This window comes from Inquilinus sp. YAF38 (genome assembly GCF_052113205.1).
GTDB lineage: Bacteria > Pseudomonadota > Alphaproteobacteria > DSM-16000 > Inquilinaceae > Inquilinus.
On the sequence record NZ_JBFRCU010000002.1, the window covers coordinates 118,462 to 143,585 of the forward strand.

The 25,124-nt window shown below is 70.0% G+C and carries 8 protein-coding genes; all 8 read right to left on the reverse strand.

Annotated elements, in window-relative coordinates:
* Window positions 1-37 precede the first annotated feature (37 nt).
* Entirely contained in the window at window positions 38-4,435 is a 4,398-nt protein-coding gene (locus AB4Z01_RS01530) for an amino acid adenylation domain-containing protein (protein ID WP_441689784.1), read from the reverse strand.
* Window positions 4,425-20,108, reverse strand: a complete 15,684-nt coding sequence (locus AB4Z01_RS01535; RefSeq protein ID WP_441689786.1) for an amino acid adenylation domain-containing protein — start codon at window positions 20,106-20,108, stop codon at window positions 4,425-4,427. Before AB4Z01_RS01535 ends, AB4Z01_RS01530 begins: the two co-directional genes overlap by 11 nt.
* Before the next feature lie 432 nt (window positions 20,109-20,540).
* Window positions 20,541-20,837 (reverse strand): hypothetical protein, encoded by a 297-nt coding sequence (locus tag AB4Z01_RS01540; RefSeq protein ID WP_441689787.1) that lies wholly within the window; start codon window positions 20,835-20,837, stop codon window positions 20,541-20,543.
* A 314-nt stretch (window positions 20,838-21,151) separates the two neighbouring features.
* Entirely contained in the window at window positions 21,152-21,469 is a 318-nt protein-coding gene (locus AB4Z01_RS01545; protein ID WP_441689789.1) for a hypothetical protein, read from the reverse strand.
* Between the two features lie 18 nt (window positions 21,470-21,487).
* Complete coding sequence (locus AB4Z01_RS01550; RefSeq protein ID WP_441689791.1) at window positions 21,488-21,778, reverse strand: hypothetical protein; 291 nt, start codon at window positions 21,776-21,778, stop codon at window positions 21,488-21,490.
* On the reverse strand, window positions 21,763-22,416 hold the full coding sequence (locus tag AB4Z01_RS01555) for a hypothetical protein (RefSeq protein ID WP_441689792.1): 654 nt from the start codon (window positions 22,414-22,416) through the stop codon (window positions 21,763-21,765). The genes AB4Z01_RS01550 and AB4Z01_RS01555 overlap by 16 nt, the downstream gene beginning before the upstream one ends.
* Window positions 22,417-22,418: 2 nt before the next feature.
* Window positions 22,419-24,563, reverse strand: a complete 2,145-nt coding sequence (locus AB4Z01_RS01560; RefSeq protein WP_441689794.1) for a molybdopterin cofactor-binding domain-containing protein — start codon at window positions 24,561-24,563, stop codon at window positions 22,419-22,421.
* Window position 24,564: 1 nt separating this feature from the next.
* Window positions 24,565-25,041, reverse strand: a complete 477-nt coding sequence (locus tag AB4Z01_RS01565; protein ID WP_441689796.1) for a (2Fe-2S)-binding protein — start codon at window positions 25,039-25,041, stop codon at window positions 24,565-24,567.
* Window positions 25,042-25,124 lie beyond the last annotated feature (83 nt).

The window sequence follows — 25,124 nt, forward strand, 5'->3', positions numbered from 1 at the left end:
GAAATCGCTGAAATTATTTATCAAAGTCACGTAGCTCTTACGCTCGACTGCCTGTTAAGGCGTTTTCCTCTCCAACCTTTGACTGCTCACCTTCCGGGCTCGATCCGGCAGCGAAGCTTTCGGCGAGCCCCTGCGCCAGAGCGCGGATCGCGGCCGGCGCATGGAGTCCGGGGGCATAGCGCAGCCCGAGCCGGAGCCGCCCCGAGGTCACCCAAGCCTCCAGCTCGATCAGGCGGCGGCGCTCCATGGTGCCGATCGACGCATTCGGCAGCCGCTCGCTGAGCCGGAACGCCGGGTCGAGCTCCGGGACGGCGGTGCCGAGATAGTTGAGGCTGAGCTCCGCCTCGGTCCCGCCGATCGGGCTTGGCGACAGCCACCGCAGCACGCCCCAGCCCAATCCCTTCGACGGCACCGAGGCCAGCGCCGCCTCGATCCCCTGCACCGCAGCCGGGCCGCCCGGACAATCGATGAGAAATGGGAAATCCGCGGTGAACCAGCCGACCGTGCGGGCCGGATCGATGCCAGGCACGGGCGGGTTGCGGCCATGGCTCGACAGCATCACCCGCGCCAGCCGCCGACCATCCCAGCCGTGCAGCGCGTCGGCCAGCGCGGCCAGCAGCCGCGCGACGATCCGCGTGTCCGGAACGCCGGACGGAATCGCGTCGAGATCCACGGTCATGGCCTCGGTTTCGGCGTAGCCATGCTCGACCACCGCGGCGTCGGTCGGCAGCGGCGGCACGGTGGCCCCAGCGATCTTCGCCCAATAGGGCCGTTCCGCCTCGAGCGCCGCGCTGCGGCTCCAACCGTCCAGCGCCGTCGCCCAGGCGCGATAGGAGGTGGTCTTGCCGGGCAGGACGATCGGCTGGCCCGTTGCTGCCTGGCGCAGGCCGGAGAACAGATCCTCGAGGATGAAGCGCCACGACACCGCATCCACCACCAGATGGTGCGCCGTCAGCAGCAGATGGTCGCCCTCCGCCAGCCGGTAGCGCACCGTCTTGAACAGCGGCCCGCGGCCGAGATCGAAGCCCGCCTGGAGCGCCGTGGCGTCGGCCGTCAGCGCCGGCCAGGGATCCGCCAGTTGGCGCAGATCGAACTCCCTGACACCGGGCCCGGGCTCCGGGGCGGCGATCTCCTGGATCCAGACGCCGGCGTCCTGGCGGCAGCGCAGGCGCAGCGCGTCATGGTGCCGCCAGAGGGCATCCACGGCCGCAGCGAGGGCCGCCCCGTCCAGAGGCGCCGCGGCCTGCAGCAGGACAAGATGGTTCAGATGCGCGAACCCTCGACTGTGCGCGCCGAACAGCCACCGCTGGATCGGAGTCAGGGGCAGCGCCCCCGTGACCGGTCGATCATCTCCGCCGGCCTCCGCGGTCGCAGCGACCGCCGCCACCGCCGCCACCGTGTCAGCGGCGAGCAGGCCCCGAAGATCGAGCGCGAAGCCGTCCCGGCGGAGCCGCGCCAGAAGCTGGATGGCGCGCAGGGAATCCCCCCCCGACCCGGCGAAGGAGCCATGCCGGCCGAGCGGACCGCTGCCCAGCACGGCGGCAAAGGCCTCGGCGACCGCTGCTTCGGCCGGCGTCATCGGTGCCTCACCGACGGCGGATGGACGCTCCGGCGCCGGCAGGGCATTCCGGTCGATCTTGCCGGCGACGGTGCGCGGCAATTCGGGCAGCAGGACCACCGCGGCCGGGACCATCCAGGGCGGCAGCTCCGCCGCCAGGGCGTGCCGCAGCACAGCCGGATCGACTTCGCCCCGCGGGACGACATAGGCCACGATCCGTTTCGGCTCGTCGCGCACGATGGCGGCGGCCTGGGCCACGGCCGGGTGCCCGCGCAACAGGCTCTCGATCTCGCCGAGCTCAACCCGATAGCCGTGAAACTTTACCTGGTTGTCGCGCCGGCCGAGATAGACCACCGTCCCATCGGGCTGCACCAACCCCGCATCGCCGGTGCGGTAGACCCGACGGCCGTCCACATCGACAAAGCGCTCCGCCGAGAGATCCGGCCGGCCGAAATAGCCGCGGGCGAGCCCCGGCCCGGCCAGGCAGATCTCGCCGACCGCGCCGACGGGCATCGATCGTCCGGCCCGGTCCAGCACCGTCATCCGGGTGTTGGCGATCGGCCGACCGATCGGGATCCCGTCCGGATAGGCCGCGTCCGGATCGACCTCTTGCCAGCTGGCGCAGACCGAAGCTTCGGTCGGACCATAGGCGTTGAAGTAGCGCAGCCTGCGGGCATAGTGCCTGGCATCGCGCTCGTCGGGCGGCTCGCCCGCGGTGAGCAGCACGCGCAGGCCGCCCAGATCGGCGCCGTCGAGCGCCCGCAGATAGGAGGGCGGCAGCGTCGCCACCGTCACCCGCTCCGCAGCCATCAGCGCCAGCAGCCTGGCGCCGTCGCGGATCGTCGCCTCCGGCGCCAGCACCAGCCGGGCGCCGGCCAGCAGCGCCATGAAGATCTCGGAGAGCGAGGCGTCGAACGAGCAGGAAGCGAACTGAACGACGGCGTCGTCGGGCCGGACGCCGAACCCCGAGATCTGCGCCAGGATCATGTTGACGAAGCCGCGATGCTCGACCGCCACGCCCTTCGGCCGGCCGGTCGAACCCGAGGTGAAGATGATGTAGGCCAGGCTCCGCGGCGACGCCCCGCCCAACCGTTTCCCGGCTGCCACAGCTTCGCCGGCGATTGGACGGGCAACACCGGGGCGCAGCGGCGCCAGCCGCGCCGCCCCGGCCGCGTCGGTCAGCACCGTGCGACAGCCGGTGTCGTCGAGCATGAAGCCGATGCGCCCGTCGGGGAAGGCCGGGCTCAAAGGCAGGTAGACGCCACCCGCCTTGAGGAYGCCCAGCAAGGCGACGATCCGGCCGATCCCGCGATCCGCCAGCACGCCCACCACCTCTTCCGGCGCAAGTCCGTCGGCCAGGAGCCGGCGGCCGACATCGTCCGCCGCCCGGTCCAGCTCGCGATAGCTCAGCCGCTCGTCCCCGGCCGACACGGCTTCGGCGTCTGGCGTGCGATCGACCTGGGCGTGCCAGAGGTCGACCAGCGTCGCCGTCTCGGGCCAGGGCACGGCCGGCCCGGCAGCGCCGGCCTCGAGCGCCTGCCGCTCCTCGGCACCCAGCACGTCGAGCTCGTCCACCGGCCGATCGGGATCGGCCAGCACCTGCGCCACCAGCGAACGCAGTTGCGCCTCAATCTGCCGCATCCGGGCAGGGGCGAAGACGGCCGCATCATAGGGCAGGGTCACATCGAGCGCGGCGCCGGCATGCACCATCACGCCGAAATCATAATTGGCCTGTTCCAACGGCTCGGCCATAGTGACCCGGAACTCGGCATCCGCCGTGCCGTCCTCCACCGCCGGATAGTTCTCGAAGACCAGCAGATGGTCGAGCAGCCCGTCCGGCACCGCGGAGGCCGTCTGGATCTCGGCCAGGCCGGCGTGGTCATGCGCAAGGCCGTCGAGGGCCTGGCGCTGCAGCGCCTGCAGCAGCCCGGCGAAACCCTGCCGCGGAGCCAGGCGGACCCGCACCGGCACGGTGTTGATGAAACAGCCGACCAGGCGCTCCACGCCCGGGATCGCAACCGAGCGGCCCGACACCACGGTGCCGAAGACCACGTCCCCTCGGTCGACCCAGCGCCCGAGCAGAATGCCCCAGAGCGCCTGGAGCATGGTGCCGAGCGTGACACCGCTGCGCGCCGCGAGAGCCGCTGCGGCAGCGGTCTCGCGCTCGCCGATGCGAAAGCGATGCATCGCCGGCTGCGGCCGGGCGCGGCGGCCGGCCGGCCGCGGCAGGGTGGAGAGTTCGTCATACTCGGCCAGCAGGGTCGCCCAATGGCGGCGCGTTGCGGCCGGATCGCGGTCCGCCAGCGCCGCCAGATAGTCCCCGGGCGCCGGCGGTGCCGGCAGATCCGGCGCCCGGCCCGATCGGGCCGCGGCATAGATCCGGGCGAATTCATCGAGCAGGATGGCGCCGGACCAGCCGTCGAGCAGGATATGCGGGTGGCTCCAGATCATCTCGAAGCGGTCGGGACCCAGGCGGAACAGCTGGATCCGCATCAGCCGGTCGCGGCGCAGGTCGAAGCCCCGCCTCTCATCCGCGCGACGCCATGCCTGGATCCGCGCGGCCGCGTCGGCCCCTTCGAGATCCTCGAAGCCGAACTCCACGGTCTGCCGCTTCAGCACGATCTGGAGCGGCTGCGATGTGGTTTCGTAGTCGAAGGTCGACCGCAGCAACTCGTGCCGCTCCATCAGCCGGTTCCACGTCGCCTCACACAGCGCCGGGTCGAAGGCGCCGTCGATCGTGAACGAGACCTGCCGGAAATAGGGCGGCGCCTCCGGCGTTGACAGTTCATGGAACAGCATGCCCTGCTGCAGCGGCCGCAGCGGGTAGATCCGCTCGACTGTCTCCCGCGACAGCCGGGGTGCCGTGTCATTCGCCACCGAGCAGCCCCTCGAATTCTGCGGCACTCAGCGAAACATGCGCCGCGAGGCCAGCCGGACTGCGGGACGCCGGCGGTTCGGGTGCCGGCGCGGCTGCAGCGAGCCGCGCGGACACGGTCGCCACGGTCGGGCCCTCGAGGAACTCCCGCATCTCGATCCGGTGTCCGGCCTGGCGCAGCCGGCCGACGACCTGGATCGCCTTGATCGAATCCCCGCCGAGCTCGAAGAAGCGGTCGTGCCGCCCGAAGCCGTTGCGGCCCAGCACATCGCGCCAGGTCTGGGCCACCAGCGCCTCCAGCGGGCCGTCGGCCACATCGCCATCATCCGCCGCGCCCGCGGTGGGCGGCGGCAGGGCGGCATGATCGAGCTTCCCGTTCGGCAGCAGCGGCAAGGCGTCCAGCATCACCCAATGGGCCGGCACCATGTAGTCGGGCAGGCTGCGGACGAGGCTGTCGCGAAGGGTCGCAACCGACGCCTGCCCCTCCGGCACCACATAGGCCACCAGATCGGGGCCGGTGCCGTTGCGGTACAGGCTGACCACCGCATGGGCGACCTGCGGGTGACGTTCGATGGCCCGCTCGATCTCGCCCAGCTCGACCCGGTGGCCGCGCAGCTTGACCTGGCCGTCCTTGCGGCCGAGGTAGAGGATGTCGCCCGTCGCCGTCACCACGCCCTGGTCGCCGCTGCGATACAGCCGCTGGCCCGCAGCGAAAGGATGGGCGACCAGTGCGGCTTCGGTGAGGGCCGGCCGTCCGAGATATCCCCGCGTCAGCCCGAGGCCGCCGATATGGATCTCGCCCGGCACCCCGATCGGGGCGAGATTGCCGTGCGGATCCAGCACCAGGGCCTGGGTGTTCGCGATCGCGCGCCCGATCGGGATCGGCCGGTCGCGGTCGAGCACGGGATCGACGCGGTGCCAGGTGGCACAGACTGTGGTCTCGGTCGGGCCATAGGCGTTGACATAGGCAAGCCGGCCGGCCAGCCGCAACGCCTGGTCGGGCCTGGGCGGCTCACCGGCGGTGATCAGCAATTCCAGCGGATCGAGCGCGGCGTCGTCGAGCTCGGCGAGATAGGTCGGCGGCAGGGTCGCGACGCTCACCTGGTGACGGCGGAGATAGTCGGCGAAGGTGAGCGGATCGCGGATCCGGTCCGGGCCGGCGATCACCAGCGTGGCGCCGTTCAGCAGCGCCATCAGCATTTCCCAGACCGAGGCATCGAACGAGGACGGGGCGAATTGCAGCACCCGATGCCGGGGCTCGATGCCCAGGCCCAGATGCTGGGCGGCCGCCAGATTGACCGCGCCGCGATGCTCCAGCAGCACACCCTTGGGCTGGCCGGTCGAGCCGGAGGTGTAGATCAGATAGGCCGGATCGCCGGCACTTGGCGCCGCGCGCGGCGCCCGGGCGACCGCCACCGAGCCCAGGCGGCCGATGTCGAGCGTGCTGTGCTCCCCGTCCGCCACCAGGGCGGCATGCGGCGCCTCGGTCACCACCACCTTGGCCGCGGCATCGCCCAGCATGTAGCGCAGCCGCTCCTCGGGGTAGGTCGGATCGAGCGGCAGATAGACCGCCCCGCATTTGAGGATGCCGAGAAAGGCCACCACCAGACGCTCGGAACGATCGAGCAGCGCCGCCACGATGTCGCCGGGGCGCACGCCGTGCTCCTTGACCAGGGCCCGCGCCAGCGCGTTGGCGCGGCCCTCCAGCTCGGCATAGGTGAGGCCGACATCCTCATGGATCACCGCCAGGCTGGCGGGCTGGGCCGCGGCCACCGCCGCGAAGGCGGCGGGCACGGTCGTGTCCGGCGGTGTCGTGGTGGCCGTGTCGGGCCCGAGCAGCAGGCGCCGCTCCTCCTCGCCCAAGAGGTCGAGCGCCGTCACCGGCCGCGCCGGATCGGCGACCGCGGCCGCCAGCAGGTGCTGGAAGTGACCGGCCAGCCGCTCGATGCGGTCCCGGTCGAACAGATCGGTGGAATATTCGAGGTTGAGGACGACGCCCGCCGTGGTCTCGACGAACTCGAAGACCAGCGGGAATTTCGCGACCTTGCCGTCATCGGCGAAGAGAGAGATCTCGATGCCGTCCAGGGCGAAGCTGCGCTGCAGCCTGTCCTGGAAGACCACCATGACATCGAACAGAGGCGGCCGGCGGCTGTCGCGCGGCAGGTCGAGCTCGTCGACCAGCAGATCGAACGGATGGCTGCGGTGGTCGAGCGCCCCGGTCAGGCTGTCCCTGGCCTTCGCAAAGAGCGCCTCGAAGGTCTCGGCCTCGGCGAGCGCCACACGCAGGGCCAGGGTATTGACGTAGAAGCCGACCTGGGCCTCGAGATCGGGATCGTCGCGGCAGGCCACCGGGGTCCCGACCACGAGGTCGCGCTGGCCGGTGTAGCGATGCAGCACAGCCAGCACGGCAGTGAGGAGTCCGGTGAACAGCGTGCTGCGGCCGGCCTGGGCGAATTCGCGCAGCCGCCCCAGCACGGCCGAATTCAGCGCGATGCTGACCCGATCGCCATCGAAGCTCGGCAGGCCCGGCGGCGAGCGGTCGCTGGGCAGCTCGGCCCGCTCGGGCAGGTCTCCGAGCTGGCGATGCCACCAGCTCCGGACGGCCGCGGCGGTAGGTGTGCGCGGGGCCGCGGCCTCCTGGGCGGCATAGTCCTTGTAGTGGATCCGCAACGGCGGCAGCGTCTCGCCGCGGACCAGCCGCAGCAGCTCCTCCACCATCACGGTGACCGACCAGGCATCGCTGACGATGTGGTGGACATTGACCAGCAAGACATGCCGCGAGGGCCCGAGCGCGAGCAGGCTGGCCGTCAGCAACGAGCCGCGGGCGAGGTCGAAGCGGTGCGCGGCATGGCGAGCGGCGAGCCCGCGTGCGGCCGCCTCCGGGTCGGATTCATGGGAGAGGTCGACGCACTCCACCCGGAAGTTGGGCTCGGCCAGGATCGTCTGGTACGGCTCGCCGTCGACCTCGACGAAGACGGTCCGCAGCGCCTCGTGCCGCGCCACCAGCGCCTCGAAGGCGCTCGTCAGCGCCGCGGCATCCAGCGGCCCGTCCAGCAGATAAGCTGCCGGCAGGGTGTAGGCGGCCGGGTTGCCACCGAACTGGTCCAGGACCCAGAGCCGGCGCTGGGCATGGGACAGCGGATAGGCTGCGGCCGGCGCCACCGCCGGAATTCGCCCTTCCGCAGCAACGGAGACGCCGCTCAGGGCCGCAGCCATGCCGCGCACCGTCGGCTGCTCGAAGAACGCGGCGATCGAAAGCTCGCCTTCGAAGGCCTGGTTGATCCGCGACAGCAGCCGGATCGCGCGCAGTGAATCGCCGCCGATCTCGAAGAACGGCGAATTGGCGCCGACGCGGGGGAGCCCCAGCACCTCGGCCCAGATCGCCGCGATCCGGGTTTCGGCAGCTCCCTCCGGCGCCTCGTAGCGGATCCGGTCGGTGATCAGCTCCTCGGGCTTGGGCAGGGCGCGACGGTCGATCTTGCCGTTGATGTTCAGCGGGAAGGCGTCCAGCCGCAGGAAGAAATGCGGCACCATCGCCTGGGGCAGCACCAGCGCCAGACGCTCGCGCAGCACGCCCTGATCGAGGGGGCGCTTTTCGGTGTAGTAGCAGGCCAGCGCGCTGTCGCCGTCGGCCCGCCGATGGGCGACCACCGCGACCTGGTCGATCTCGTCGCTGGCCCTGGCCGCGCTCTCGATCTCGGCCGTCTCGATGCGGACGCCGTTGACCTTGACCTGGCCATCCAGCCGGCCGCAGACCTCGATCGTGCCATCGGCCAGAACCCGGCCGAGATCCCCGGTGCGGTACATCAGGCCCGCCAGCCCCAGGGCGGACGGCGCCGCGATAAAGCTTTCCGCCGTGCGGGCCTCATCGCGAAAATAGCCGAGCGGCTGGAAGGGCGGCACGATGTGCAACTCGCCCAGCGCTCCCGCCGGTGCCGGCCGGCCGTCCTTGAGCACCAGCACCTGGACTCCCGGCAGCGGCCTGCCGACCGGCACGGCCCGGGCAGGGTCGAGCGGCGCCGCGCCGATCCTCATGCAGCATTTGGCCAGCGTCGTCTCGGACGGGCCGTAGAGATTGCGCAGGGCCACATCGGGCCCGAGCACCCGGCGGGTGCGTTCGACGTCGCTGCCCCACAGCGTCTCGCCGGCGAACAGGAGATGCCGCAGCCGCGGCAGCGGCCGCGGGTTCTGCTCGAGCTCCTTCAGGGTCGAGCGGAACAGGCTCGGCACGACGTGGCTGACCTCCACCTCCGCCTCGGCCAGCCAAGCGGCGAGTAGCGCGGCATCGCGCCGGGCGGCGGGCGGCGGCACGCAGATCGTTCCGCCCGATGCCAGCGGCAGGAAGATGTCGCGCAGGCTGACATCGAAGGTGGTCAGCGCGAGATTGCTGACCCGCGTTCCGGAGCCGACGCCCAGCTCCGCCTGCTCCCAGGCGATGAAATGGTGCAGCCCCTCATGGCCGGAGAGGATCGCCTTGGGCTCTCCGGTCGAGCCCGAGGTGAACATCACATACATCGGGTCGCCGGGCTGCGGCCGCTCGGCGAGGCTCTGGTCCTCGACCGCTGCGGCGGCGTGGTTCAGCGTGCCGTCGGCCGCCCAGGTGACCAGGCCGTCCGGCAAGGCGCCGAGCGCTTCGCCGAGGCTATCGCGCAGATCGAGGTCGGTCACCACCGCGGCCGGGGCGACCCGTTCCATCAGCTGGACCAGACGGCGGCTGGGCGAGTCCACGTCCAGCGGGACGAAGATGCCGCCCGCCTTCTGCACCGCCAGGATGCTGGCCACATAGTCGATGCCGTTGCGGAGATAGAGGGCCACCGGCACGCCGCGGCGAACCCCCAGGGCCTTCAGGATTCGGCCGAGGCCAGCGGCACGGGCATCGAGAGTTCCGTAGCTGATGCCCCTGCCCTCCTCCTCGACCGCGCTGCGCTCCGGATCAAGGGCGACCTGCCGCTCGACCAGATCGAGGACCGTCCCAGGGGCCGTCGCCGGCGGATCCACTGCCAGGGGTTCGACAACGACGAAGTCGATCCGGTCGAACTGCTGGTCGGGATCCGCCAGCACGGCGGCGACCAGGGCGCGGATCTCCCGCTCGATCCTGGTGAACTCGGCGGCCGAGATGACGTTGCGGTTGAAGGTGAAGGTGGCCAGCAGCGTCTCGCCCGGATCGATCACCAGGCTGAAGTCGTAATGCATGTGCTCGGCAACCTTGACCTCGCCGATGCGGAAGCGGCCGCTGGCGTCGCCGCCGAGGGGATAGTTCTCGAACACCAGCACATGGTCGAACAGGGTCCGGCGCAGCCCGCCCAGACGCTGCATCTCGGCCAGCGGCAGATGGTGGAAGGGCTCGGCCTCGGTGGCCGCCTGCTGCACCCTGCGGCACAGCGTGGCGAAGCTGTCATCGGCTTCGAACCTGACGCGGACGGGGATCGTCTGCAGGAACAGGCCGACGATCGATTCGACCCCCTGTAGCTCCGGCGGACGGCCGGAGACCACGGCACCGAAAATCACGTCGTCCGAGCCGGCGAAGCCCGAGAGCAGCACCGACCACAGGCTTTGCACGAGCGTGTTGAGCGTGACCTCGAGGCGCGCGGCGAGGCCCTTGAGCCTGGCGGTTTCGGCCGGGTCCAGCTCGAAGCGATACTCCTCCACAGCGATGCCGGCGCGACGTCCGGCGGGATTGATCCCGGGCAGGGTCGACGGCGGCGGGCAATCTGCCAGGATCTTCTGCCAATAGCCGCGGCCGGCCTGCGGGTCGCGCGCCGCCAGCCAGTCAAGATGGCGGGCGAATTGCGGCGCCGGCGGAAGCTTCGGCGTTCCGCCATCGGCGAGGGCTCCATAGATCGCCATCAGCTCCTGCTGCAGGATCCCCAGCGACCAGCCGTCGACGACGATGTGGTGCATGGTCCACAGCACCTCGAACTCCTGCGGACCGAGACGCAGCACACTCAGCCGCATCAGGGGGTCACGCGCCAGATCGAAGCCTCGGGCGCGGTCGTCGGCGGTCATCGCGGCGAGCGCCGCCGCCTGTCCGACGGCCGACAGATGGCTGATGTCCCGGACCAGGACCGGCAGGGGACGGTGCCGCAGCACCACCTGGACCGGCCGCCCGTCGGGCAGTTCCACGATCGCGGCCCGCAATGACTGGTGGCGGGCCGCCAATGCTTGCCAGCTGGCGTCGAACCAGCCGAGATCGAGGTCACCGGTCAGACGATAGGTGAATTGCTGGAAATAGGAGGCGCGGTCGCCGCTCAGGGCATGGAACCGCATGCCCTCCTGAAGCGAGGACAGCGGCAGTACCGCCTCGACCATGCGCTCATCGACACCCAGAACGGCAAGCACCGAGTCCGGCAACCCGGCTCCGCCTTGATCGCCGGCCAGGGCGCCGAGCGCTGCCTGCAGGGCCGCCGTCAGCCGATCGATGGTCGGCTGCGCGTGGATCCGGCTGCCATAGCCGATCTCGACCGCGAGCCGGCCACCGACCACGGCCGCCTCAATTTCGATCAGCGCCTGGCGGGGCACCGACGGCCCCATATTCGGGCCCGTGTTCTCGTCGGAGAGGCTGAAGCCGCCGCCGGACTCGGCATCGAACTGGCCGAGATAGTTGACGCTGATCTCCGGCGCCCCGCCGAACCCGCGCAGGGCCTTGGCGCCATCCGGGGTGAGGTAGCGCAGGATCCCGTAGCCGATGCCCTTGTTCGGCACCCGGTCCAGGGTCTCGGCCACGCGGTGCAACTCGGCCGCGAGGTCCGCGGCGCCGGCGATATCCAGGACCACCGGAAACATCGAGGTGAACCAGCCGACCGTCCGGCTGAGGTCGACGCCCGGGACGATCTCTTCCCGGCCATGGCCTTCGAGCCTGACCCGGATCCGCTCGATGCCGAAGCAGTCGCGGCAGGCGCGGGCCACGGCGGTCAGCAGGATCGCATTGATCCGGGCGCCATGGCGGCGCGGCGCTTCAGTCAGAAGCGCATGGGTCTGCCGCTCGCCGAGGGTGAACCGCACCCGTCGGGCATCGCCGGTCTCATTGATGGGGTCCTCGAAATCCTGGGGCCATGCGGGCAGCGGCGTCGCATCGACCGCGGTCCAATAGGGCAGCTCGGGCAGGAGCTCGGGGCTCCCGGCATGGGCCTCCAGCATCCCGGCCCAGTCGAGCCAGGGCCGGCTGGTCGGCAGCAGCGCGATCGCGCGACCGTCGCGCGCCGCCGCATAGGCCTCAGTCAGATCCTCCAGCAGGATGCGCCAGGACAGCCCGTCGACCACCAGGTGGTGGCACAGCACCAGCACCCGGTCGCCGTCCGGCAACCGGCAGATCATCACCCGCAGCAGTGGCGGCCGCGTGACATCGAAGCTGCGATGCAGCTTCGTCGCATAGGCGGTCAGCTCCGCGACGGTGCCGAGCGGGACGATCTCGACCGTCACTGCGGCAGCCGCCGTCACGATCTGGCGTGGCGGCGTCGCCGTGAGGTCGAGCGCGAGGCGCAGGGCGTCATGGTGCGCCACCACCGCATCGACCGCACGCTGTAGCGCCTCCGCGTCGACCGGGTCGGCGCTGGCCAGCAGGGCGGTGTTGTTGAAATGGCCGATATCGCGCCGGAGATCGCTCACCAGCCAGTGCTGGATCGGCGTCAGCCCGGCCCGGTCGCGCCGTGCGGCCGGTTCGCCGGCGGGCGCCGCGGGAGCCGCCAGGGCGGCGAGGCGGGCCACGGTCCTGGCCGAGAAGATCTGGCCCGCTGTCAGGCGCACGCCGGCCCGATGCAGCCGGCTGACGATCTGCAGCGCCTTGATCGAATCGCCGCCCAGCGCGAAGAAATTGTCATCGGCGCCGACCCGGTCCAGGCCCAGGACCTCCTGCCAGACGCGCGCGATCGCGATCGCCACGGGATCCTGCGGCGTCACGAAGCTGCTGCCCGGCGCCAGCCGCGCCTGCTCCGGCGGGGGCAGGGCCGCCCGATCGACCTTGCCGTTCGCGGTCAGCGGCAGCGCGTCCAGGGCGACGAAGTGGTTCGGGATCATGTAGTCGGGCAGCGCCTCGGCCAGATGCTGGCGCAGGCCCACGGCCGTCAGCCCGGCCGTGCCGATCACATACGCCACCAGCTCCCGGGTGCCCTGGGATCCGTCGCGGTCGATCACCAGCGCCTTGGCGACCCCGGGATGGCTCAGAAGCTGCTGCTCCACGGCGCCGATCTCAACCCGATGGCCGCGGACCTGCACCTGATGATCGTTGCGGCCGAGATATTCGAGCACGCCGTCGGCGCGCAGCCGGCCAAGGTCGCCGGTCTTGTACAGCCGTCGGCCGAGATGCTCGACGAAGCGTTCGGCGGTGAGCTCCGGGCGGTTGAGGTAGCCGCCGCACACGCCGCTGCCGCCGACCCAGAGCTCGCCCGACACCCCGAGGGGCTGCGGCTCCATCAGCGGGCTCAGCACCGCGATCGTGGTCTCCGGCAGCGGCCGGCCGATCAGGCTGCGCTGCGGCGGCCCGTAAATGTCGGCGTCGCTCAGCCGGTAGTAGCTGACATGCACGGTGGTCTCGGTAATGCCGTACATGTTGACCAGCACCACCTGGTGCGGCGGATATAATTCCGCCCAGGGCTGGAGATAGGTCGGCTCCAGCCGGTCGCCGCCGAAGATCACGGTGTGGAGATGGTCGGCGAGATCGTGCACCGGCTGGCCGGCTTCAGCCTCGATCAGGCCGTAGAAGGCGCCCGGCGTCTGGTTGAGGACGGTCACCCGATGACGGCGGATGAGGTCGAGGACCGCGTTCGGATCGCGCGCCTCCTCCTGCCGCGCGATCACGACCCGGCCGCCATAGGCCAAGGCGCCCCACAGCTCCCAGACCGAGAAGTCGAACGAGAAAGAATGGGCGCAGAGCCACACATCGTCGGCGCCGAACCGGAAATCATGCCGGTCGTTGACCAGCAGACGAACCACGTTGCGATGGCTGACAAGGCAGCCCTTGGGCCGGCCCGTCGAGCCCGAGGTGTAGATGACATAGGCGACGCCGTCTGGCCGCGGCCCCGACAGCCGCACTGAGGGCACATCGCCCGGGGCGGCGATGTCGAGGGCGAGGCCGCGCTGTGCCGCCGGCAAGCGCTCCGCCAGCGCCGCGGTGGTCAGCACCGCCCGGCAGCCCGCATCGGTCAGCATGTGGTCGACGAGATCTGGCGGATAGGACACGTCGAGCGGCACATAGGCGCAACCGGCCTTGAGGATGGCGACAATGGCGACCGCCACCGCCTCGGACCGCTCGAGGAAGATGCCGACGAAGCCGCCAGGTCCGACCCGTCCGGCCAAGGCCGCGGCCAGGCGCTCGGCCCGCCTGTCGAGCTCGGCGTAGGACAGCTCGACCGCGTCGAAGACCACCGCCGGGCGAGCGGGATGCTGCGCCACCGATGCCGCGAAGAGGTCAAGCAGGGTCGCCGCCTCGGGATAGGCGGCAGCGGTGTCGTTGAACCGGGCGATGATGTCGCGCTCGCCACGTCCCAGGAGGTCGAGACGGCCGAGCGGCCGATCGGGGTCGGTCAACACCCCGGCGACGATCCGCTCGAACGACGCGGCCCAGCGCTCGACCGTGCTGCGGTCGAACAGCGCGGTCGCATAGCCGAAGCGCAGCCTCAGCACCTCATGCTCCTCGATCGCTTCGAGGAAGAGATCGAACATCGCGGCCGGCACCGCGATCTCATGCGGGGAGAAGGCGAGATCCGCGATCCGGAACGTCCGATCGCTGGCATTCTCATAGGACAGCATGGTGTCGAAGACCGGGTTGCGGTCCTTCGGCCGGCTGCGGTCGAGGGCCGCGATCGCCTCGAACGGATAGTCCTGGTGATCGTAGACGGCCAGGCAGGTCGCGGCGACGGCCTCGAGATGCCGGCGGAACGGCTGGTCCGAAGCGGGCCGCGTGCGGAACACCACGGTGTTGACGAACATGCCGACCGCCTGGGCGAGCTCGCGCTGCTGCCGGCCGGAGGCCGCGCCGCCCACCAGGATGTCGCCCTGTCCGGTCAGGCGATGCAGCAGGGTGCTCCACGCCGCCAGCAGGACGATGTAGAGCGAGGCGCCCGATCGACGGCCAAGCTCCCTCAACCCCCGGGTGGTCTCCGCCGGCAGCGTCAGGACCACCGTGTCGCCCTGGAAGTCCGGCTCGGCCATGCGCGGCCGGTCGGCCGGCAGCTCCAGCAGCGGCAGCTCGCCGGCGAGCTGGTCCTGCCAGAAGGCCGCGTTCGCCCGGCCACGGTCACCCTCCGCGCCGGCATCGGCCAGGCTGAGGCAGCGGCGCAGGTCGTAGGTGACGGGCGCCGCCGGGCGCCCCTCGTAGAGCGCCATCAGATCGGCGGCGAGGACGTTGCTGGACAGGCCGTCGGCGGCGATGTGATGCGCATCGGTGAGCAGCAGGTGACGATCGGGCCGGACCGACACCGTCGCCACCCGCATCAGCGGCGCCTCGGCCAGATCGAACGGCCGCAGGAAGGCGGCGACCGTCCGGTCGATCGTGGCCTCGTCCGCCGACAGCCGTTCGATCTCGAAGCGCGGCTCGGCCCAGCGCTTGGCGACCAGCTCGCCATCAAGCACGACGTAGCTCGTCCGCAGGCTCTCGTGCCGCTGGATGATGGTGCGGAAGGCGTCTTCGAGCCGGTCGAGATCGAGCGGCCCATCGATCCAGAAGGCCTGCGGCAGATGATAGGCCATCTGGACGCCCGGGCGCTGGTCCAGGGCATAGAGCCGCCGCTGCGCCGAGGACGGGGCGGCGAATTGCGGGTCCGGGTATTCGTCGATCGACCAGGCGAAGCCGCCGGCGCGGATGTCCCGGACGCTGCCGGTCACGACGTCGAAGACATGGTCGATCTCGGCCGAGCCATGCGCCTCGGAGAAGAACGAGATCCGACGCTCCCAGGTATAGACGCCGCGATCGAGCATCAGGAGATACAGGAGCTCCAGCTCGATCGGCTGCAGGTCCTTGTCGCCCAGCGGCACCAGCCGCCACTGCGATGAGAAATGCTTGGCGCGCAGCGGCACCCGCTGCTGCTCGAACCAACGGTTGAGGCGGTCGCAGAAGGCCGTCGTCCGTGCCGTCACCGCCTGCTGCAGCGCCGGCCCGTTGGCCTTCATATGGGCCAGGGCCGCATGGGTGGTAGCCATGGTCGCGGGGTTGCGGCAGAAGGTACCGCCGAAATAGATCATCGCCGATTGCGGTCCCGACCGGTCGCCATAGGCCCAGGCGCCGCCGTCGATGTAGTCGAGATACCTGGCCTTGCCGGCGATCACGCCGATCGGCATGCCGCCGCCGACGATCTTGCCGTACACCGCGATGTCGGCGTCGATGCCGAACCACGCCTGGGCGCCGCCGGGCAGGATACGGAAGCCGTTGATCATCTCGTCGAAGATCAGCGCCGTGCCGGCCGACCGCGTGATCCGGCGCAGCTTCTTCAGGAAGCCCTGCGGCTGCAGGTCCGGATTGCGGCTCTGCACCGGCTCGACCAGGACGGCGGCCAACTCATGAGCATGGGCCTGGATCAGCTCCAGCGCGCGCGCCGACCCGTATTCGAGGACCATCACATCCGCGATCATGGCCTGCGGCGTGCCCAGCCCGATCGGGACGATGGCGCCGTCATCCTCGACCGCCAGCACGCCGTCGAAGATGCCGTGGTAGGAATTCTTGAAGATCACGATTTTGGGCCGCCCGGTCACAGCGCGGGCGAGCCGGATCGCGACCATGACGGCTTCAGAGCCGGTGTTGCTGAAGGCCACCCGCTCGTTGCCGGTCAGTTCGTGGAACAGCTGGGCGGCGGCACCGGTCAGCCGCGACTGGGTGCCGAGCTCGAGCCCCGCCGCCATCTGCTGCTCGAGGGCGTCCTGGATGAACCCCGGCTTGTGGCCGAAGAAATGGACGCCCATGCCCATGGCGACGTCGACATATTCGTTGCCGTCGAGATCCCAGAACCGCGCCCCTTCTGAGCGGGCGGAGACGATCGGATACTTCGCCTCCTTGAGCTGCCCCCAGAACGACAGCGTGTGCTTCCAGTCGGCCAGGACCGCGCGCGATTCCTGGGTCAGCGTCTTGGAGCGGCCGGTGCGTGCCACATGGTCGCGGACCACGGCCTCGACGAAGGCCTGCTGTTCCGGCGTCAGCCTGGCACCGGCCAGGTTGATCCCGCGGATCGCGGCCACAGCCGTCGACTTCGGCACCTTGGCAGGCGCGGGCGGGGTCAGCTTCAGGATTTTCGCGCTCTCAGGCGCGGCTTGCGAAACGACAGCGACCGGAGCTGCGATATGAGGCGTCGAAGTGGCCATCCCGGCGACGGCGTGCAAGGCAACAGCGGCCGGCTGAGCGATCGTCCCGGTCAGGCCGAGCTGCTGGCGGGTAAGCTCGGTCATGCTTTGCAGGTTCTGCGCCGCCATCTGCGCCAGATAGTGCAGCTGCTGCTGCAGCAGCGGCATCTCCGCGCCGGAAAGCACGGGCGGGGGAGCGACCGGAAGGCCGGCCGGCGCGGTCATCGGTGCAGCCGAGACCGGTGCGACCTCCGACACCGCTGGCCGAGCCGCCGCAGCCGCCGGCACTTCGGCCGGGGCGACGGTGCCGTGGCGCATGACATAGGCCGCGACATCGTCGAGCGTTCCCAGATCATCGAACAGCTGGCTCATCTTCAGCTCGACGCCGTAGGCGCGCTCCACGGTCTGCCCGAGCTTCAGCAGCATCAGGGAATCGAGGCCCATATTCATCAGGCGCTCGGCAGGACTGATCTCGTCGGGGCTGAAGCCGCTCACCTCGGCCAGCGCGGCCACGAGATCGGAAGTCACTTGCGGACGCCTGTCCATCGCTCTCACCTCGACTGGTAACGGTGCGGCCTCGGCCGCCGGGGTGATCGTGTCCACCGCGGGCCGGGCCGCCTCTGTGGGGCTCATGGCCGGTCGCAGCGGACCGACCTCCAGCCAAAAGGGCTGGCGCTGGAACGGATAGGGCGGCGCTGCCGTTTTGCGCCGCGGCCAGGGCCTGTCGAACCCGGCCCAATCGATCTCGGCGCCGCCCGTCCAGAGCCTGGCCGCCGTCGCCGTGATCTGTCGCCAATCGTCGACGCCGCGACGCAGCGAGCTCAGCGCCAGCACCGGGGTCTCGCCACCGCGCGCCAAGGCGGCGAGCGTGTCGCCGGGGCCGATCTCCAGGAAGGTGTCGTAGCCGTCGCGGCGGAGCGCCGTGATCGCGGCATGGAATTGTACCGGGGCGAGGATCTGCTCGGCCCAGTACCCGGCGGTCAGCCGCTCGCGCGCCGGCCAGGCGTCACCCGAAACCGTCGAGTAGAAGGGCAATCGTGCCGGGCGGAACGGTTCGTCGGCCAGGGCCGCCTCGAATCCCGCAATCATCGGCGCCATGAGCGGCGAGTGAAAGGCGTGGGACACGTCGAGCGGCCGGGCCTCGATCCCCCGCACGGCGAGATCGGCCAGGACTGCCTGCAATGCCGGCGCCTCGCCGGACAGGGTCACGGCATCGGTCTCGTTGACCGCCGCCACGACGACCCGGCCGCCGGCCGCGCCCAGGGCCGGGGCGACCGCGTCGACGGAGGCGAAGACCGCAGCCATGGCGCCGCCAGCCGGGAGCTGCTGCATCCTCCGGCCCCGCTCGGCGGCAAGCCGCAGGCCCGCCTCGGGGTCAAGGATCCCCGCCGCCGCCGCGGCGGCATACTCGCCGATGCTGTGGCCGAGGACCGCAGCCGGCTTGACGCCCCAGCTCGCCCACAGTTCGGTCAGCGCCCATTGCAAAGCATAGAGCGCAGGTTGGGCGACTGCCGTCGCGGCCAGCTCAGCCGCCGTGGTCTCCGGCGCCATGACGATATCGACGAGCGGCCGGCCGAGCGTGTCGCCCAGCGCGGCCGCGCAGCGGTCGAAAGCGGCCCGGAACACCGGCTGCGAGCGATAGAGCGCCCGGCCCATGCCGACATATTGGGAACCTTGGCCGGTGAACAGGAACACCGGCCCCTTGGCCCCCTGCCGGCGGCGGCTCGACGCGTCAGCGTCGGTCGGCGCCGCGGCGAGGGCAGCCGCGATCTCCGCCACGGTGGCGCCCGTCACCGCCAGCCGCTCGCGCAGGGTCGGCCTCGTCCCGGCCGTGAAGCAAAGATCGGCGACCGTCGACGGATCGGCAGTCTCGAGATGTCGGCGCCAGTGATCCGCCAGGTCGTGCAGGGCCGGAACGGTGGCTGCGGACAGCGGCAGGATGTGGACCGGCCGCGGCTCGTCCGCCGATGCGGGTTGCGGCACCGCCGGCGGTTCGACGACGACGACATGGGCGTTGGTGCCGCTGAGACCGAAGGAGCTGACCCCTGCCGCGCGCGGCCGGTCGCGACCGGGCCAATCGACCGCATCGCCGGTCACCCGGATGGGCGCCGCCGCCCAATCGATGTGCCGGTTCGGCGTGGCGAAATGCAGGCTCGCCGGCAGCCGCCGATGCCGCAGCGCCAGAACGACCTTGATCACGCCGGCGACGCCGGCGGCGGCCTCGGTATGGCCGATGTTGGACTTGACCGAACCCAGCAGCAGTTCCTGGCCGCTGGCGCGCGGACCGAAGACCTGGCGCAGGGCCTCGAATTCGATTGGGTCGCCCAACGGCGTGCCGGTGCCATGGGCCTCGATGTAGTCGATCGCCTCGGGTTCCAGGCCCGCATCGGCCAGGGCAGTCCGGATCACCGCCTGCTGGGCGACGCCGTTGGGAGCGGTCAGGCCGTTGCTGCGGCCGTCATGATTGACCGCGGATCCCGCCAGCACCGCCTGGATCCGGTCGCCGCCGTGCTCGGCGTCTTCCAGCCGCTTGAGAACCAGCAGCCCGCAGCCTTCACCCCGGCCATAGCCCGAGGCGGCGTCGTCGAAGGCCCGGCTGCGGCCGTCGGCCGCCAGCGCCTTCACCTTGCACAGCGCCACGGTGCTGTCCGGCGACAGCAGCAGGCTGACGCCGCCGACGAGCGCCACATCGCATTCGCCGTTGCGCAGACTCTTCATCGCGGCATCGAGCGCGACCAGCGAGGATGAGCAGGCGGTGTCGAGCGTCAGGCAGGGCCCATGGAAATCGTAGAAGTAGGACAGCCGGCCGGCGGCGGTGCTGAACATCACGCCGCTGCCTGAATAGGCCGTGATCCGCGCCGCATCTCCGGAATGGATATGAGCCTGGATGTAGTCGTAGTTCGACAGGCCGATGAACACCCCGACCCGGCCGCCGGCCAGCCGCCGGGGATCGAGCCCGGCATCCTCGAAGGCCTCCCAGCTGACTTCGAGCAGCAGCCGCTGCTGCGGGTCCAGCGCCTCGGCCTCCTTGGGGGTGATGCTGAAGAAGACGGGGTCGAAGCCCTTCACGTCGTCGAGAAAGGCCCCGCTGCGCACATACATCCGGCCCGGAGCTTCCGGATCGGGATCCCACCAGCGCTCCAGATCCCACCGCGCCGGCGGGATGTCGGCCACGGCGTCCCGGCCCTCGGCCAGGAGGTCCCAGAACTGGTCCGGAGTCCCGGCCCCGCCGGGAAAGCGGCAGGCGAGGCCGATGACGGCGATCAGACCACGCCGTTTCAGCGACGCGTTCTCGCGCAGCAGATCCTTGATCTTGGTCGACGCCCGTCTCAGCGTCTCGGCGTAGCGCTGGTCGAGCGCATCGGCCATGCCCTCGCCGCCGGCGGCCGGCGGCTTCGCATCCTCTGGCATCCGGTCCGACGCGGGGGCCTTGCCGTCATCGTCTGGCTGATATTCAGCAGTCTGCTTGCGAGATATCACTGCAGCTCCCACAAATTCGGGCAGTATTCAGAAATTCGGGCAGCATTCGCCTATCGTCGGAAATCCTGGCGGTCCCAGGACAATCCGAGGTCCGGCATGCCGCGGAGCGATCCCGCGGATGCTTCAGAGCGAGGCTAAAACAACGGCAATCCGAGCGCTGGACAGCACCGGGAGCCGAAAACTATTCGGATGCACGACCCCGCGGGGAGGTCGCAGGATGGGGGTCACCGGGGCCGTCGCTCATACCGGCGATCGGCGATGACGATCCGGCGGGATTGCCGGGCAGGCACTCCTGCCAGATCGTTGCCTTTCAGGCGAAACCGCGACGAACCACGAAGCAGGCGAGGTGCGACTCGACCCTGCTTACCTCTTCCAGAGGGCCGCCCCCCTGGTGCTCATGCTGTACGAATTCGCCCGGATGCCGATCACGGCCAGCGCAGCCAGCACCGGCATCGTCGGGGCGAGCACCGCAAGCGCGACGCCATTGGCCAGGAAATGGCCGACGCCGCTGGCGACGTTGCCGGCAATCAGCTGGCTTGCACCCGGAACGAGGATCTCACTAGCGACCCTCGCCGTGTTCATCAGCTCATTCTGCGGCGGCGCTTCATCGAGGATCGAACCAGCCGGCGCGGCGGTCTTCTCGGTTGCAGTCGGGGACATTCTCAATCTCCTTGTGAAAATGCAAAAGCGGACGATCTCGAATTACCGGTATCCCTGACCATCGGACGGACCCCGCGGCGGTGAACCGCAGCCGAGCCGTGCAGACGGCAGGACATGTGTCTCGGCGCAGGATGCTTTCGAGCCGCGCATGGGTCAATAGAAATCGACGGAACCATTATCGAGGATTTTACATTTATTTGTATGGATCAGACCGTCACATAGTCGAAAGAATGGACATCTCGGTCCTGGCCTCCATAGTTGGTAAGCACATTCAAAGGATACGATAGAAATTTGATATCTTGTTTCCATTTCTCCTAAATATCGGCCAGACTAACAGATCTTAAAAAGAGAATTTCAATAACTGTAGAAAGCATAAAGCCGTATTTCGCAGAATTATTATGCAAGAATCGCAGGTATGGAGAATCCGATATAGGACATTTATCCTCCAATATCTGACGACAGCCGGATTGAGGCAGGATGGCCCGCAAGGGTCCCGACCGAGTAGTCGCGAGAGATGGACCAGCCACCCTGCGATAGCTGATCCGGTGGTTCTCGAGATTGGCGGTGCCGCGCGGCGGCAATGCGAAATCCGAAGCCGCCAGTGCGATGGCGCCGGTGAGCTGGATGCTCACTCGCAGTTCCGGCCGGCGTCAACCGGATCGGCTTGAGACGAAGTCGGTCGAGGCAGCCACGGACCGCCAATCTGCAAGGATCGCAGCGTCGGAGGCATGCTCGGCCTCGTTCGCGGCGATGGTGTCGCTGCCCAGCGGCAGGCGGATCGGCGGGTTAGGCACGTCGGCGAAGGCCACCAGCACGGCTGCGAGCTTGTCAGGGTCACCCAGTTGGTCGTGATTGAGATCGGCCGCCCGGCTGCGCGCGGCGCCGGCCGTGCCGTCGTAGTCGCTGATCCGGCGGTCCCGCCGCGTCACTCGGGCGGGCATTCGGCGCCCGTCTCGATCCAGGCGGCGACAAGTGCGCCGAGCTCGGCCTGGGTGCCGGGTGCGGGCCGCCGCCCTTCGCCCGGATGCCACGCCCAGGCCACGAGATGATCCTCGGCCAGGTGCTGCCGGATCTGGGCCAGGCTGCGGCCGCCGTTGCGCACGGGATCCTGGATCTGCCGGCAGATATAGCCGAGCGAATGCCCCTGCCAGCCCATGCTGTCCGGCGCCAGCGACCAGTGCGCGTTGCCCGGGATGGAGCGGATGCGGCTGCCCAGGACGGTCGTGTTCTCCGCGCGATGGCAGGTGCTGCAGGCCAGGCCGTCCACCCCGATGCGGCTGGCGCCCGCCTGCATGAAGGGCACATGCGGATGCAGGTCGTCGCCCTGGGTGGGCCGGCCGGTGACCGGGTGGCAGTTCATGCAGCGCGGGTCGGTGATGACCTTCGCCGCCTCGGTGAAGAGGGCGCGGGAGCGGTCGCCGACATCCGCGATCGACTGGAACGCGGCGACGCCCTGCAGCTGGCGGCCCGGATCCTCGGGCGCGGAGTCGGCGATGCCGGATCCGATCCCGAGCGTGATGGCGGCGGAAATGGTCGAGGCCAGCGCGAGCAGCCCGATCTGGCGTGAACGCTTCGGCATGATCACGCCCTCCCCAACTGGCGGGTATCGATCGGCAGATCCCGCAGACGCTTCCCGGTCGCCGCGAAGATCGCGTTCATCAGGGCCGGCGCGACTCCCGGCGTGCCGAGCTCGCCGACCCCGCCCGGCGGTTCGGTGCTCGATACGATGTGGACTTCGATCGGCGGGCACTCATGAATGCGCAGCACCGGCGAGTCGTCGAAATTGCCCTCGACGACCGCCCCATCGGCAATGGTGAGCCGGCCGTAGAACGCGGCGCTCAGGCCATAGATGATGCCGCCCTCGACCTGCTGCCGCAGGATGTCGGGGTTGACGGCCTGGCCGCAATCGATGGCGCAGACCATGCGCTCGACCTTCAAGCCGCCATCCTTGTCGACATGTACCTGCGCGACCAGGGCGGCGAAGCTGCCGAAATCCGCCGTCACGGCGACGCCGCGGCCGCGATCGGCGCCGAGCGGCGTGCCCCAGCCGGCCTGCTCCGCGGCGAGGTCCAGCACACCCCGCAGCCGAGGCGCCTTGCCCAGCAGCTGGCGGCGATATGCCACCGGATCGCGGCCGGCCAGATGCGCCGCCTCGTCGATGCCGCCCTCGACCGGCGGGGCGTTGCGGGTGGGGCCGACGCCGCGCCAGTTGCCGGTCAGCATGCCCTCCGGCGCCTCGTGCCGGACATACTCCACCCGCTTGTTCGGGATGTCATAGGGGCTTTCGGCACCGCCGGTGATGTCGAGGTCGATGCCGTCCTTGAACAGGATCGGCAGGAACCGCGCCATGATCGCGGGACCGACCACCCGATGCCGCCACGAGACCGGCAGGCCATCGGGACCGAGTCTGATGTCGAGACGGCTCAGATTGAGATAGCGATAGGAGTCATGGCGGATGTCCTCCTCCCGGCTCCAGACCACCTGCACCGGCCCGTCCACCTGCTGCGCCACCCGCGTCGCCATGACGATGCCGTCGTGATCGAGGCGCCGGCCGAACCCGCCGCCGAGCAGGTGGTTGTGGACCAACACCTTCTCGACCGGCAGGCCGGTGACCTGCGCCGCCGCCTGGCGGGCACGGCCTGCCACCTGCGTGCCGACCCAGACCTCGCAGGAGTCCGGCCGCACATGGACCGTGCAGTTCATCGGCTCCATCGCCGTATGAGCGAGGATGGGCATGCGGTAGACGGCTTCGATCCCGCGCAAGCCGGCGGCCCCGGCGCTGGTCCCGCTCTCATGCGCCACCAGCGCCTCGCCGCTCGCCATAGCGATGTCGATGCGGCGCTCGAGCTCAGTGGTCGTCAGGCTGCCATTCGCCCCCGGATCCCAGATGATGCGCAGCGCGGCGAGCCCTTTGCGTGCGGCCCCCGTATGGTCGGCCACGACGGCGACCGCGTCGCTCAGCCGGACGACCTGGCGCACGCCTTTGACCTGGAGCGCCTCGCCGTCATCCACCGCCTTCAGCGTTCCGCCGAAGGTCGGGCAGACGGCGATCGCTGCGAACTTCACCCCGGATGGGTGGGCATCGAGCCCGAACCTGGCCGTGCCGTTGACCTTGCCCGGGGTGTCGAGGCGCGGCGCCTTCTTGCCGATAAGCTTGAACTCCGCCTCGGATTTGAGGGTGATCTGCTCCGGCACCGGCTCCCGCGCCGCCTTGCCGGCGAGCGCGCCATAGGCGATGCGGCGGCCACTTTCGGGATGGACCACCTCGCCCGCCTCGGCCCGGCAGGCCGAGACGGGGACGCCCCAGTCCCGGGCGGCGGCGGCGACCAGCATCATCCGGGCCGCGGCGCCGGCGCGGCGCATCGGCTCCCAGAAGCCGCGGATGGTGACCGAACCGCCGGTAATCTGGTCGCCGAGCATGGGATGCGCATAGCGCGAGGGGTCGGCAGGGGCCGGGATGGCCCGGACCTGGTCCAGCGGAACCTCCAGCTCCTCGGCGATCAGCGTGGCGATGCCGCTGTAGACCCCCTGCCCCATTTCGGCGGAGGCGATCACCAACTCGACCGGGCCGGCCGACGGGATGCGGATGAACGGGTTCGGGGTGAACGTCCCGGCGGCCGCGGCGAAGCGCGGGCCGATGACGAGGCTGCCGCCCGCCAGCGCGGCCGAGATCAGGAAGGATCGGCGCGAGACCTGGCCGGAGACGGTGGCGGCGAGGATGCCCATGTCAGCGGCCCTCCCCGGTCAGCGTCAGGCCGGCGGCCCGCTTGATCGCCGCGCGGATGCGCGGATAGGTGCCGCAGCGGCAGATGTTGCCGGCCATCACGGCGTCGATATCCGCGTCGGTCGGTTCGGGGTTGGCCACGAGCAGGGCGGTCGCCGACATGATCTGGCCGGACTGGCAGTAGCCGCACTGCACCACCTCGTCCGCGAGCCACGCCTTCTGGATGCGGGCGCCCGCATCGGTCTCGCCGATCGCCTCGACGGTGGTGATCGCGAATGACGCGGCATCGGCAACAGGAGTGACGCAGGACCGCACCGCCTGCCCGTCGAGATGGACCGTGCAGGCGCCGCACATGGCGATGCCGCAGCCGAACTTGGTCCCGGTCAGGCCGATGACGTCCCGCAGCACCCACAGCAGCGGGATGTCCCCATCCACATCGACCGGATGGGTCTTGCCGTTCACGTTCAGAGCATAGGTCATCGATGATCCCCTTCCGATCAAACGCGCTGTGCCGATGCCCGCCGGCTCCCTGGGCGATCCGGAGCGTCAGGCCTCAAATCTCG

Coding starts and splice junctions, on each gene's coding strand:
- AB4Z01_RS01540 (WP_441689787.1), bottom strand. CDS start 20,837: ATGTCCCCGACTGCAACCGAGAAGACCGCCGCGCCGGCTGGTTCGATC.
- AB4Z01_RS01535 (WP_441689786.1), bottom strand. CDS start 20,108: ATGCCAGAGGATGCGAAGCCGCCGGCCGCCGGCGGCGAGGGCATGGCC.
- AB4Z01_RS01550 (WP_441689791.1), bottom strand. CDS start 21,778: ATGCCCGCCCGAGTGACGCGGCGGGACCGCCGGATCAGCGACTACGAC.
- AB4Z01_RS01560 (WP_441689794.1), bottom strand. CDS start 24,563: ATGGGCATCCTCGCCGCCACCGTCTCCGGCCAGGTCTCGCGCCGATCC.
- AB4Z01_RS01555 (WP_441689792.1), bottom strand. CDS start 22,416: ATGCCGAAGCGTTCACGCCAGATCGGGCTGCTCGCGCTGGCCTCGACC.
- AB4Z01_RS01565 (WP_441689796.1), bottom strand. CDS start 25,041: ATGACCTATGCTCTGAACGTGAACGGCAAGACCCATCCGGTCGATGTG.